The sequence below is a fragment of the Pseudomonas paraversuta genome, assembly GCF_904063065.1.
GTDB lineage: Bacteria > Pseudomonadota > Gammaproteobacteria > Pseudomonadales > Pseudomonadaceae > Aquipseudomonas > Aquipseudomonas paraversuta.
Map to the genome: position 1 here is coordinate 474,408 of NZ_CAJFCL010000003.1, position 12,364 is coordinate 486,771.

Consider the following 12,364-nt stretch of genomic DNA (forward strand, 5'->3'; position numbering starts at 1 on the left):
ATGCCTCAACGTAGCGTAGGGCTACTGACCACACCTGCTTGGGCAAGCTGTGCTGTTTATGGGGGGGATCGGTTCATCCCCGCGCTGCAGTGGATATTGCCAGTCTGACCGGCCCTTTCCCGGGTCGATCAGATGCCGGGCTTTGGAACTCCGCTCTGCCGTTTGACCGACATGCCGGAGCTGGCGGGGCAGCGGCGCGGGATCAGTGGGTTTTAGCCACCCAGGCGTTGAAGCGCTGTTCTAGCTCTTCGCCATGATCGACCCAGAATCCATTGTTCATGGGCATTGCCTGCGCCAGGTTTGACGGGGCGGTGTTCAGGCGTGCTGCCAGGGCGGGATCAAGCAGGGCTGCGGTATGCAGACTGGTCGAACCATAACCCAGGGTCGCGGTATGGATCTTCTGGTTTTCCGGGCGCAAGGAGAAACTGATGAACTGCTCCGCGACGGCCTTGTTCTTGCTGCCTTTTGGGATAGCCCAGGAGTCGATGGCATAGATGCTGCCGTTCCAGACGATCTTGACCGGGGCTCCGGATTCCTGGGCCGAGAACACGCGACCATTGAAGGCGGTGCTCATGACCACATCACCGCTGGCCAGGAACTGCATTGGCTGCGCGCCTGCTTCCCACCATTGAAGCTGGGACTTGATCTGATCCAGTTTGCGGAATGCGCGATCCACACCTTCTTTGCTGCCAAGTACTTTATAGATATCGGCATAGTCCACGCCATCGGCCATCAAGGCGATTTCCAGGGTGTACTTGGCTCCTTTGCGCAGGCTGCGCTTGCCGGGAAACTTCTGCACATCCCAGAAATCCTTCCAGCCAGTGGGCGCAGCACTCAGTTTGTCGCTGTTGTAAGCCATAGCCATGGACCAGACCAGCAAGCCGGCACCGCATTCCGAGAATGTGCCGGGCACGAAGTCTTCGGCCTTGCCCAGTTGCGCGGCATCCAGTGGCTCGAACATGCCTTCATCGCAACCGCGAATCAGTTCCGGTGCTTCGACCTGAACCACGTCCCAGTTGACGCTGTCGGTATCGACCATGACCTTGATCCGGCCCATTTCGCCGTTGTATTCCCCGGCTATCAGTTGGTTGCCGGTGGCTTTTTCAAAGGGTTTGTAGAAGGCTTGCGACTGCACATCCTTGCTGACGCCGCCGAACGAAATCACGGTTATTTCGCTGGCCATGGCACTCGACGCCACGACGGCGAGCAACAGGGTTCCAATGGCTTTGCTTTTCATGTCTACCTCTAGGATTGTTGGTTTTGGCAGATGTAGAAGAATCAATGGCGGTGTCTGGCGCTCGCCGCTCAGGTGCGATAATCCACCGGGTCACCGGCGATGAGACGCAGGGCCGAGGTCCAGGCAAGTTGGTGCAGCTGCTGGTCGATTTCGTCATCGGACTGTTGCGCGGTCAATTCGCATACGGCCTCTGAGGGCAAGCGCAATGCCTGTCCACCGGCCAGTGCCTGCACCTGGGCCTGGCAAGCGCGTTCCAGGAAGTAGATCTGGTTGAAGGCTTCAGCGATGCTGCGTCCGGCTGCCAGCAGCCCGTGGTTGCGCAGGATCATCGCCATGTGCGGTCCCAGGTCGGCCACCAGCCTGGCGCGTTCATCGGGGTTCAAAGAGATGCCCTCATAATCATGGTAAGCCAGGCGCCGGTAGAACTTCAGGGCATGCTGGCTGATCGGTAACAAGCCGTTTTCCTGGGCGGATACGGCGATACCTGCCGAGGTATGGGTGTGCACCACGCAATCGATATCCGGGCGCGCCCCATGGATCGCCGAATGAATATTGAAGCCGGCACGGTTGACACTGTCGGCCCCGCGCCAGGGATCGAGGACATTGCCTTGATGATCGATTTTGATCAGATCCGAGGCGCGCATTTCGTGGAACAGCACCCCATAGCAATTGATCAGGAAGTGGTCGTGCTCACCTGGAACCCTGGCGGAGATGTGGGTGTCGATCAGATCGGTCATGCGCAAATGCGCGAGCAGGCGGTAGAGCGCTGCCAGGTCACAACGGGTTTGCCACTCTTGTGCGCTGATCTGGCTGCGGTCGATTTGCAGGGGGGTATCGTGCATGGCGGTTCCAGGTTCGTGGTATGTTCTGCCGATAAATCGATCGGCCATGCCCCGATCCTGACGTAGTGCCCTGCTGGCGACCAGACACACAACAGGCCTTATGACGGCATCACTGTTATGGTCTTTTTACCAGTACACCAGCCTGCCCAAACCTTGCTTGTACGGACGTTCTCATGATGTTCCTGGATTCCGCTTCGCAGGCGCCGCTGGTTAGCCAGATCGTTGCTGGCATCAGTCTGGCGATCAAACAGCAACAGTTACGCCCGGGCAGCAAGTTGCCCTCGATCCGCAAGCTCTCGCAATCCCATAAGGTCAGCCACTTCACCGTTGTCGAGGCCTATGACCGGCTGGTGGCAGCGGGCTTGTTGAAAGCGGTGCCCAATGCCGGTTTCTTCGTGCGCGAACTGGCGGACAGCGTTATTTGCGCGGCGCCGGCGCCGGCAGAGGCTGCGGATGTGGATGCGCACGGCGAGTTCGATTTCGACGCTTACCTGTTATTGCAGCGGGCCTTCCAGCCGATGGGTACAGAGGTGCGTCCCGGGGTCGGTCTGCTGCCTGAACAGTGGGCGGACGACGATGGCCTGCAACGTAGCCTGCGGTTGCTGGCCCGAAGCGCGCCCGGGGATTTTTCCGGTTACGGCATTGCCAAAGGCAGCGCGAAACTGCGCGCCAGGTTGGTGGAGAAACTGGCCGACAGCCGGATTGCGGCCCACCCCGAACAAATCATCCTGACCGGCGGCGCCAGTCATGCACTGGATCTGGTGGTGCGTTACCTGGTGCAGCGGGGCGACCCGGTGCTGGTTGACGAGCCGGGCTATCACAACCTGTTTTTCAATCTGCATTTGCAAGGCGCCAGGCTGCTGGGTGTGCCGCGCACCCGTGACGGCATCGACCTGGAACAGCTTGAACAACTGATCGTGCAGCACCGGCCCAAGGTGTTTTTCACCAACACCCGCCTGCAATGTCCCACCGGTACCAGCCTGTCGTTGGCCATCGCCCATCGCTTGCTGCTACTGGCGCACAAGCATGATTTCCTGATTGTCGAAAACGACATCTATGCCGACCTGGACCCGAGCGGCCAGCAGGCATTGGCAGGTATGGATCAGCTGTCGCGGGTGATTTATATCGCCAGCTTTTCCAAGACCATAGCGCCGGCATTGCGGGTGGGCTTCATCGCTGCCCGCCAGGAGCTGATCGACGAGTTGCTGCCGCTGAAACTGGTCAGTGGCCTGACCACCTCGCAAATCACCGAAGAGCTGGCCCTCGAAGTGCTGCTGCAGGGACGCCATCGCAAACACGTCAAACAGCTGCAAAGCCGTCTGGCCGAGGCCCACGAGGTGGTTGGCCGGCGTTTGCGCAGTGTTGGCATGGAGCCCTATGTCGAGCCCTATGCAGGCTTGTTCCTGTGGGCGCGGCACCCGCAGATCGAAGACTCCACGGCTCTGGCGATGCAGGCCAGGGATGAAAAAATCCTCTTTGCCCCGGGGCAGTTGTTCATGCCCGATGCCCGTGTCGTGCCCTGGATCCGCTTCAACGTGGCCCATTCCATGGATGACCGGATCTACCGCTTTCTGGGGGAAATCCGCGCCGACTGACCGGACAGGCGCGCTGCTGGCGGGCGCCATCGGCACCGAGTATCACCCGCGAGAGTTCACGTTTGCCCGCTCGTCGATTCGCCAGCACGATCGGGCAGGGCAGGGCTCCAATTCCTTGAGTCATGAAGATCAAGCCAAAGATGTGGAGGTGGATATGGGTACTAACGTGCCAGAAGTACCGCGATCAACTGCTCAGGGTGCCGCAAGCAAGGGTGCAGAACCCGACTCCGCTGCCCCGGACCCGTCCGGGCCGGCCCTCGATCCGGCAGGTCCGCAAAAGGTGCCAAACAAACCCAGGCCCAACGCCGAAGCTGAAGAAAATCCGTACAGCCCGAATTTCAAATCCGAACCCGAACCCAAACCCCGGCATGACGCCGATATAGACACCCCGGGGGGTTAGCGGCCCGCGCCATATGCAACGGCAAGCACCGGTTTATGCTTCGCGCAGGGATGACTGGCGGCTTGAAACGGAAAATCAAAAGGGGGGGGAGGTTTTTAAACGTGTAGCGCCTGACGGCTGAATTACACGTGGATGAATCAAGTAAATGGCAGGGGCGGCTGGATTTGAACCAACGCATGGCAGGATCAAAACCTGCTGCCTTACCGCTTGGCGACGCCCCTGTATCAACTGCATTTACTGCCCATCGATCTCTTGTGAGGTCACTCATTGCGAGTGGCATCGAGAGGATGGTTACCGTCGTTGCGAACCTTGTTTTTGGCCCGCTCCAACAATGCGCGGAAATTTACCAACATTTGTTTCATATGGGAAGCACTAATTGAAAAAAATCTCGTAAAAACAGCTGGTTACTATCAAATTGGGCCAATTCGCTGTCCAGCACCCATATTCCAGGCACGGCGCCAGATGATTAAAGGTCGCGGACAGATTTGTGTCATCGGCAAATCTGTCCGCGATTCAAAGCCCGGCAAGGTGGCCCCAGCAACAGGAGTGAAGGCTGGCTAAGCCTTCACTGGCACCTGATCCGTGGTTTTCAGGCGCACCACGATGGCGGCCACCAACAGCAACAGCGCGGATACCGCCAGTACCGCAACAAACCCCTGGTCAAACGCAGCCCGGGCCAGTGCCGTAAGGGTGGCAGCCGATTCTGTGGTCATGGCCTCGGCCGTGATCAGGGCTTCGTCCAGACTGTCGCTGACCATGGCCGGCACCTGCATCCCGGCCGGAATCACCATGCTGGCCGCGTAGACCGCCGACAGGATGCTGCCCATCAGGGTCACACCAATCGCGCCGCCCAGTTCGAATGACACTTCCTCGATAGAGGCCGCCATCCCTGCCTGATCCTGGGAGGCACTGTTCATGATGGTGCTTGAAGCGGCAGTCATGGTTGCCCCCAGCCCCAGTCCCAGCACGATCAGGCTGGCGATTTGTGCCCCGATATTGGCGTTGTACAGCAGCAGGTAAGCGGCCATGCCGATGCTCGATACCAGCAGCGCCCAGAACAGCATCCGCTGGCTACCGACGCGCTGCAGCCAGTGCCCGGTCAATGGCCCGGAGACAAATGAGGCCAGCGGCAGAGGCAAAATAAACAACCCGGCCTGCAGTGGCGACAGGCCCATCACCAGCTGTAAACGCTGGGTGAACACCAGCTCCATACCAATCAGCGCGGTGGTGGCAACCATCGCCGAGGCCACTGCTGCGGTGAACCCGGGGTTGTTGAAGATCTTGAAGTCGATCATCGGTTGGGCTTTATGGCGCTGACGACGAACGAACCAAACCATGAACGCCAGGCCAATCGCGAACACAACCGCCGCCGTAGCAAACGACGGAGCGCGTTTACCCAGCTCTTTAATGGCATAGGCGATACCGATCAGGCCGATCATGACCTGAACCGAGCCCCACAAATCCCAGCGTTTTTTACTGTTGCCCGGGTGCCCGGGAATCAACATCACTCCCAGTACCAGCGCGACCAGCACGATGGGCACATTGATCAGAAACACCGAGCCCCACCAGAAGTATTCCAGCAACGCGCCACCGAGCACCGGGCCGAATGCGGCACCGCCTGACGCCACGGCGGCCCAGATACCGATCGCCATCGAACGCTCACGCTCATCGGTGAAGGTCATGCGGATGATGGAGAGGGTCGCAGGCATCATGACCGCAGCCCCCACCGCCAGTAACGAGCGGGCAGCGATCAACCACCCGGGCGTGGGCGAGAATGCCGCGCACAGCGAAGCCACCCCGAAGATCGCCAGGCCAGCGATAAACAGCCGTTTATGGCCAAGGCGGTCACTCAGGGTGCCCATACCCAGCAGCAGGCCGGACACCACCAGCGCGTAGGAATTGACGATCCAGAGCTTTTCCGAAGCCGATGCCTGCAGCTCCCGGGTCAAAGTCGGCAGTGCGGTATAGAGCACGGTCATGTCGATAACGATCAAAAACAGGGCGCTGGAAATGATCGCCAGGATCAGCCAGCGTTGTGAATGCATCATGGTTTCACCGTTAAATCCTGTTCAAATATTGGTCATGATGGGCCTATCAAGAGTGACGCCCACTGATTACAATACGATCGTATTCTAATTCGGGAATTTTCAAATGGCCAGACCTTCCGTTATTGATCGCAACCAGCTGCTTGACGCTGCAGAGGCGCTGGTGCGCGAGGGGGGCATCGCCAGCCTGACCATAGGCGAAGTGGCCAAGGCTGCCGGAGTCAGCAAAGGCGGGGTGCAGTCGTGTTTTGGCACCAAGGACAACCTCATACAGGCGATGTATGAGCGCTGGAGCCTGGAGTTCGATGATCAGGTGCACAGCCTGGCGGGGGACGAGCCCGGGGGCATACAGCTGATTGCTGCCCACACCGCAGCCACCCGTGCCACCGATGGCATGCAGGCAGACCGGGCGGCAGGCATGATGACGGCGTTGCTCGGGGTCGACTCGCTGCGCCAGCCAACCCGTGACTGGTACCGGGCGCGGATGAATCTGGCAGACCCGCAGACAGCAGATGGACGTCGGGCCCGCCTGGCATTCCTGGCCTCTGAAGGTGCTTTCCTGCTGCGCAGCTTCGGCTTTCTGGCGATGACAGAAGACGAGTGGCAAAGCATTTTTTCCGACATCCAGACATTGCTGGCAGCGGACAGCACAGCGCCCGCGGAACAGACCGATCCTTGCTGATCGCTACTGACAGGGCGTGGACTGCCTGTAGGAGCGAGCTTGCTCGCGAGCTTTTTTCAATGCTGCAACCATGAGCTTGCCTCGCGATGGTCTCGACGTTAACAATCACCGCGAGACAAGCTCGCTCCTGCAGGGGGCCGGTCGAGAAAGGCTACCTAACCCTTGGGATTTCAGCGATGGATACGCGCAGCAAGCAGGAAATGACCAGGCTCCTGGCGTTCAACAGTTGCCTGCTTGAGCTGGGGCGACTTGCCCGGACCCGCGGCGGTTCTCACTTCATGCAAGAGGGCCTGCAGGCATTTCGCCAGGTGGTGCCTTTTGCCAGTGCATGGTGGGGCGAGATGTCGACCTCAGCCCTCGATGTACCTCCGCAAACCTGGATGCACGGGCGTATCGACCTGCCCGAGTCGTTTGCCGGCGAATGGCACAAGGGCGCAGGCAGTGACAGCTTTTCCCGCGACACATTGGGTCAACCCGGTAAGGTCATATGTGAAAGCGGTTTTACCGATCCCTGCGCGCAAGTCGATGCCTTTGCGCGGCGCCATGATCTGTTTCATGTGATGTGTATCAGCTTTGAATTGCCCGAAAGCGGCTTGATGTTTTTTGTCTGTCTGTACCGTGGTTCATCCGCCGCGGCTTTCTGCGCCATGGAGCGCAGTCTGTTTTCAGCCTTCTGTGAGCATTTACTGCAACTGTGGCGCTTTCAGGTGCAAGACCTGATCCGCTTCGACAGCCAGGACGGGCTGAGTGATTTTGCCGTTGCGCGCCTGGACGGCAGTTTGCATTACGTGGGAGCACGCCTGTGTGCAGTGATCGAGCGTGAATTTCCCGGATGGAGCGGGTCAGTGTTGCCCGCTCAGGTAAGCAGGCAACTGCAACAGGCACCCTCGGTGATCCGCCTTGGCCGCTCGGTACTGACCCTGAGTCCCCACGCAGAGCACGTCATTCTGTCCCTTGCAGCGCCGTCGCGGGCCTCGGTACTGGCGCCCCGGGAGCGAACCGTCGCCTTGCTGTTCGCAGCAGGTCATTCCTATAAGGAAATAGCCAGAATCCTGGTACTGAGCCCCGCGACGGTCCGTACCTATCTGCGCAACAGCTATCTGCAGCTGGGGGTTAAAAGCAAGGTCGAACTGGGTGCGGCACTTGGATTGAATCCGGCGGTGGCTGTCAGCAGCCCATGACCTCACCCTCCTCATTTGTGGAGGTTCGAAATGTTTCTGCGTTCTATAGGGTGGGCCCTGCCTGTCACGGGGCGTGGCAGCTGATTCGCACCCCACAATAAAAACAGAGGTGAGGCACTTGAAGTTTTCCGGCTTGTTCATGGCTGTTGCCACTCTGGCACTGGTGGGCTGTCAGACCCGCAGTACTGCTCCGGCAGACATGGTGATGCGCAACGGTCAGGTGTACACCGTTGATGGTCAGGACTCGGTACAGCAAGCGATCGCCGTTGCAGGTGGAAAGATCGTTTATGTGGGTAACGATGCGGGGGTCAGTTCGTATATCGGCCAACAGACCCAGGTGATCGATCTGGCGGGACGCATGCTGATGCCGGGCTTTATCGATGCTCATATGCACCCCGGGGATGGGGGGCGCGCCCTGACCTTGTGTGACTTGAAATACCAGCCCCTGACTCGCCCGATGTTCCAGGCGGCGATCCAGGCGTGCCTGGATGCCAGCGCGGACAAGGGGCCCGATGTGTGGCTGGAAGTCGGCAGCTGGGATCGAATGGCAATGGTCGGTCTTGACGGCGATCCCGATAAATCGACCCTGGATGCCCTCGACACCAAACGCCCGATTCAGGTGCGCTCCTCCGACTTTCATACGGTGCTCAGCAACTCCCGTGGCCTGGCTCTGGCCGGGGTCGACCGGCACACGGCCAACCCGGCAGATGGCAAGTTCGTCAGGGATAAGGCCGGCAACCCGACCGGTATTTGTGAAGACGGTGCTGCCAATATGGTCGCTTCGGTGGTGCCCCCCGTCACTGACGCACAAAAGCTCAAGCAGATCCGCGCAGCGCTCGATGCCATGCGTGAGCAAGGCATCACCAGCTTTATGGATGCCTACTCCGGCGCTGAAAATGGCAAAGCCTTTACCACCTTGCAGCACTCGGGGGAGCTGACCGCCCGGGCATTGCTGGCGATCAGGCTGGACCCCCATGCTGCAGCTGCAGACCCGGTCAAAACCATCGCCGGGGTCAAGTCACTGGCTGCAGCCTACGATCAGGGTGAAACCAAAGTGACGCCGGGGGTGAGCCTGCGTCATGTCAAACTGTTCATGGATGGCATCATCAACGCTCCCGCAGACACCGGTGCCTTGCTGACCCCTTACTTGCATAACGCCGGCTCCGATACGGCACCAGAATGGACTCCCGGCAAAAACCTGGGGGAACTGTACTTCCCCAGGCAAGTGCTCGACCCTCTACTGTTGCAGGCGGCCCGGGCCGGCCTCGACCCGCACTTGCATGCCACTGGCGAGCGCGCCGTACGTGAGGCTCTGAACAGTATCCAGTACGTGCGCCAGCAGTTGCCGGACAATGCTTTCAGGCCCGCTATCGCCCACGCCGAGACGGTGGATCCTGCGGACTACCCGCGTTTCAAGGCGCTCGACGTGACGGCCACCATGTCTTTGCAGTGGGCCCAGCAGTCGCCGTCGGTGCTCGACAGTACCGGCGATCATCTGGGGCCCGAGCGTCTGGAACGCATGGAGCCCTTCGGCAGTATCCATAATGCCGGCGGGCGTATTGCCTACGGCAGTGACTGGCCGGTGGACCCTCTCGATCCGTTCCTGGCACTCAAGGTCGGGGTCACCCGCTCGGGTGATCCGCTGAACCCCCACAGTTTCGGTCCCGAATACGCGGGCAAGTTAAACGCCGAGCCGGCGCTGTCCCGCGCCGAGGTGATTCGCGCCATTACTTTCAACGCCGCTCAACAGTTGAATCTGGACAAAGTCCTGGGTTCGCTCGAGGTGGGAAAATTCGCCGACCTGATCGTACTGGACAAAAACTTCATGCAAGTGCCCGAGCAGGAGCTGGCGCGCAATCAAGTGCTGATGACCGTTGTCGGCGGCCAGGTGGTGTGGCGCAAGGAGCATGCGTCCGGCCTTGATCCGAAAGGGTTGTCCCGGGCTGCACTTGCCCCGTGAGGGCAGCGCCCGGGCGCAGAACATGCAACAAGCGTTTCCAATAAAAAAAATAAAGGAAGTACCCTGATGAGCAATCCCAGTGTCAGTCATCAGCGAAGTCCGCTGATTGAAACCCGCTCGATCAATTTCATTCCCGAGGCCGAGCGCCATGGCAGCCTCTATAGCCAGTTCACCCTCTGGCTCGGCGCCAACCTGCAGATCACCGCAATAGTCACCGGGGCTCTGGCCGTAGTACTCGGCGGGGATGTGTTCTGGTCGTTGATCGGCTTGTTTATCGGTCAGCTGTTTGGCGGAGCCGTGGTTGCTTTGCATGCCGCTCAAGGACCCAGACTGGGCTTGCCACAGATGATCTCCAGCCGGGTGCAGTTCGGGGTCTACGGAGCTGCCATCCCGATAGTGCTGGTGTGCCTGATGTACCTGGGCTTCAGCGCCACTGGCGCGGTACTGTCCGGGCAGGCCATTGCCCAGTTGATCGATGTCAGTGACAGCGCCGGGATCCTGATCTTTTCGGCCTGTATCGCGTTTCTGACCATTTTCGGTTATCGCGTCATCCACATCGTTGGCAAGGTGGCCAGCGTGCTGGGGATCATTGCCTTTGCCTATCTGTTTACCCGGCTGATGACGCTGCACGATATCGGCCTGTTGCTGGAAAATCGCCACTTCAGCTGGGGATCTTTCCTGCTGGCGGTGTCACTTTCGGCCTCCTGGCAGATCGCTTTCGGTCCCTATGTGGCGGACTACTCGCGCTACCTGCCGAGCGCCACGTCGTCCTGGAAAACCTTTGCTGCCGTGGGCCTGGGCACTGTAGTGGGGGCCCAGGCCTCGATGGTGCTCGGCGTGTTCGCCGCAGCACTGGCGGGCAGCAACTTTCGTGGTCATGAAGTGGCCACTATTGTCGGACTGGGCAGTAGCGGTTTGATGGCTTCATTGCTGTACCTGAGCATCGTTTTCGGCAAGGTCACGGTGTCGACCCTCAACGCCTACGGCAGCTTCATGTGCATCGCCACCATCATCAGCGGCTGGCGCAGCCACCTGGAAATAACTGCCCGCCAGCGCATGCTGTTTGTGCTGGTGATTGTCGCGGCGTCGACCACCCTCGCGTTGCTGGGGCAGGACTCGTTTTTAAATACCTTCAAGTACTTCATCCTGTTCCTGCTGACCTTTTTTACCCCCTGGAGCGCCATCAACCTGGTGGATTACTACTTCATCAACAAGGGGCGCTACGACCTCAAGGCGTTGTCCGACCCGCGGGGCCGCTATGGTCGCTGGAACGTTTTGGGCATCAGCGTGTATGTGGCAGGTGTCTTGATCCAGCTGCCCTTTGTCGACAGTCACTTCTACTCGGGGCCGATGGTTGCGCAGCTCGGCGGGGTGGATATTTCCTGGATCGTAGGGCTGGTGGTGCCAGGCATGCTCTATTACCTGCTGGCCAGAACTTCAGTGCGCGTCGTGCCTGCGGTGATCCCTCAATAGCGTCACTGCCAAACCCCCGCAGCCCTTGACGCAGGGCACAGGCTGCAGTGAGTTTCTTTGCTATACCTATTGATCAATTCGCTAGCGGGTCAATCGGGACGACAGGCAATGAGGCTCAAACCTTTGACAAGACAGACATTCAAGTCTGCATCAGTGGCTGTGCCGCTGTTGGCTTGCATGCACATGGCCCATGGTGAAGGCCCGGCGGCGACACCCGCCGGGCCAGAGTGGCTGCTGCTGGCAAGTCCGTTTGTGTGGGCGCCGTCCATGCACGGGCAGGCGGCACTGGGCGGGGTCAACAGCAGGGTCGATGTACCGTTCTCAGAGGTCGTGCACAACCTCAGCTCAGTATTCATGGGCAACCTGGAACTGACCAATCGCACCCTGGGGTTCTACCTCGATGGTGTGTATGCCAAAACCGATCAGTCCGAGAGGGTCTACGGGCGCAAGGTCGGGCTGGCGATCACCCAGACCACCCTTGCCGGCGGTGTGTACTACCGGGTGTATGAACACGCGCTGGGGGGCGCAACGGTCTTTTCCGAGCCGCGCACCTGGCGCCTGGAACCCACTGTCGGCCTGCGCTGGACCAAGCTCTCGACAAAGCTGGACGTCAACGCCCTGGGGTTCAGTATCAGCAAAAAAACCGAGTGGACGGATCCATTTGTGGGCTTGCGCACTCAGGTCGACCTGACTGATCGCTGGGTCCTTTCCGGTGAGGCCGACATCGGCGGCATGGATACAGCCTCGAAGAAAACCTGGAACGCCCAGGGATATCTGGGCTACCGAATGTACGTTGCTGATCACCCCGCCATCATTCGCGTCGGTTATCGGGTGCTGTCCCAGGAGTACCGGACCACCGACTTTACCGGCAACAAGTTCAAATACGATGTGACCCAGCGCGGACCGGTGCTGGGCCTGTCCATGCGGTTTTAGTCCGTCTTCAAGGAGG

10 protein-coding genes and 1 tRNA gene are annotated in these 12,364 nt (G+C 59.6%); 7 read left to right on the forward strand and 4 right to left on the reverse strand.

Annotated elements, in window-relative coordinates; translation table 11 throughout:
• Nucleotides 1–202: 202 nt before the first annotated feature.
• Together JQ845_RS08270 and JQ845_RS08275 are read right to left on the reverse strand one after the other, a co-directional pair.
• The gene (locus JQ845_RS08270; protein ID WP_127196751.1) at nt 203–1,237 is read right to left on the reverse strand and encodes an ABC transporter substrate-binding protein; all 1,035 of its coding nucleotides are present in this window, start codon (nt 1,235–1,237) and stop codon (nt 203–205) included.
• A gap of 68 nt (nt 1,238–1,305) precedes the next feature.
• Nucleotides 1,306–2,079 carry a class II aldolase/adducin family protein gene (locus tag JQ845_RS08275; protein WP_003447470.1) on the reverse strand — a complete coding sequence of 258 codons (774 nt, stop codon included), beginning with the start codon at nt 2,077–2,079 and terminating at the stop codon, nt 1,306–1,308.
• Nucleotides 2,080–2,252: 173 nt separating this feature from the next.
• Here JQ845_RS08275 and JQ845_RS08280 point away from each other — a divergent pair, with 173 nt between their 5' ends.
• Together JQ845_RS08280 and JQ845_RS08285 are read left to right on the forward strand one after the other, a co-directional pair.
• Nucleotides 2,253–3,674 (forward strand): aminotransferase-like domain-containing protein, encoded by a 1,422-nt coding sequence (locus JQ845_RS08280; RefSeq protein WP_203008861.1) that lies wholly within the window; start codon nt 2,253–2,255, stop codon nt 3,672–3,674.
• Nucleotides 3,631–4,074 (forward strand): superantigen-like protein SSL4, encoded by a 444-nt coding sequence (locus JQ845_RS08285; RefSeq protein ID WP_203008862.1) that lies wholly within the window; start codon nt 3,631–3,633, stop codon nt 4,072–4,074. Before JQ845_RS08280 ends, JQ845_RS08285 begins: the two co-directional genes overlap by 44 nt.
• 146 nt (nt 4,075–4,220) lie before the next feature.
• Here JQ845_RS08285 and JQ845_RS08290 read toward each other — a convergent pair.
• Both JQ845_RS08290 and JQ845_RS08295 read right to left on the reverse strand, forming a co-directional pair.
• Nucleotides 4,221–4,295 (reverse strand) — tRNA-Gln (locus JQ845_RS08290).
• A gap of 336 nt (nt 4,296–4,631) precedes the next feature.
• A complete protein-coding gene (locus JQ845_RS08295) occupies nt 4,632–6,122 on the reverse strand; it encodes an MFS transporter (RefSeq protein ID WP_160627205.1) in 1,491 nt (496 codons plus the stop codon).
• Nucleotides 6,123–6,225: 103 nt separating this feature from the next.
• On the opposite strand from JQ845_RS08295, the gene JQ845_RS08300 reads away from it, so the two are divergent.
• The 5 genes from JQ845_RS08300 to JQ845_RS08320 all read left to right on the forward strand — a co-directional run bounded on the left by JQ845_RS08300 (nt 6,226) and on the right by JQ845_RS08320 (nt 12,348).
• Entirely contained in the window at nt 6,226–6,801 is a 576-nt protein-coding gene (locus JQ845_RS08300; RefSeq protein ID WP_010656122.1) for a TetR/AcrR family transcriptional regulator, read from the forward strand.
• A 176-nt stretch (nt 6,802–6,977) separates the two neighbouring features.
• Nucleotides 6,978–7,982, forward strand: a complete 1,005-nt coding sequence (locus JQ845_RS08305) for a helix-turn-helix transcriptional regulator (protein ID WP_127196745.1) — start codon at nt 6,978–6,980, stop codon at nt 7,980–7,982.
• Nucleotides 7,983–8,100: 118 nt separating this feature from the next.
• Nucleotides 8,101–9,942, forward strand: a complete 1,842-nt coding sequence (locus JQ845_RS08310; protein WP_203008863.1) for an amidohydrolase — start codon at nt 8,101–8,103, stop codon at nt 9,940–9,942.
• A 66-nt stretch (nt 9,943–10,008) separates the two neighbouring features.
• Nucleotides 10,009–11,415, forward strand: a complete 1,407-nt coding sequence (locus JQ845_RS08315) for a purine-cytosine permease family protein (RefSeq protein WP_202210481.1) — start codon at nt 10,009–10,011, stop codon at nt 11,413–11,415.
• Nucleotides 11,416–11,598: 183 nt separating this feature from the next.
• On the forward strand, nt 11,599–12,348 hold the full coding sequence (locus JQ845_RS08320; protein ID WP_236010199.1) for a porin family protein: 750 nt from the start codon (nt 11,599–11,601) through the stop codon (nt 12,346–12,348).
• The last annotated feature ends 16 nt before the right edge of the window (nt 12,349–12,364 follow it).

Excerpts from the sequence above, each read along its gene's own strand:
- JQ845_RS08300 (WP_010656122.1), top strand. The coding sequence starts at position 6,226 with ATGGCCAGACCTTCCGTTATTGATCGCAACCAGCTGCTTGACGCTGCA.
- JQ845_RS08285 (WP_203008862.1), top strand. The coding sequence starts at position 3,631 with ATGACCGGATCTACCGCTTTCTGGGGGAAATCCGCGCCGACTGACCGG.
- JQ845_RS08270 (WP_127196751.1), bottom strand. The coding sequence starts at position 1,237 with ATGAAAAGCAAAGCCATTGGAACCCTGTTGCTCGCCGTCGTGGCGTCG.
- JQ845_RS08295 (WP_160627205.1), bottom strand. The coding sequence starts at position 6,122 with ATGATGCATTCACAACGCTGGCTGATCCTGGCGATCATTTCCAGCGCC.
- JQ845_RS08305 (WP_127196745.1), top strand. The coding sequence starts at position 6,978 with ATGGATACGCGCAGCAAGCAGGAAATGACCAGGCTCCTGGCGTTCAAC.
- JQ845_RS08315 (WP_202210481.1), top strand. The coding sequence starts at position 10,009 with ATGAGCAATCCCAGTGTCAGTCATCAGCGAAGTCCGCTGATTGAAACC.
- JQ845_RS08275 (WP_003447470.1), bottom strand. The coding sequence starts at position 2,079 with ATGCACGATACCCCCCTGCAAATCGACCGCAGCCAGATCAGCGCACAA.
- JQ845_RS08320 (WP_236010199.1), top strand. The coding sequence starts at position 11,599 with ATGGCCCATGGTGAAGGCCCGGCGGCGACACCCGCCGGGCCAGAGTGG.
- JQ845_RS08280 (WP_203008861.1), top strand. The coding sequence starts at position 2,253 with ATGATGTTCCTGGATTCCGCTTCGCAGGCGCCGCTGGTTAGCCAGATC.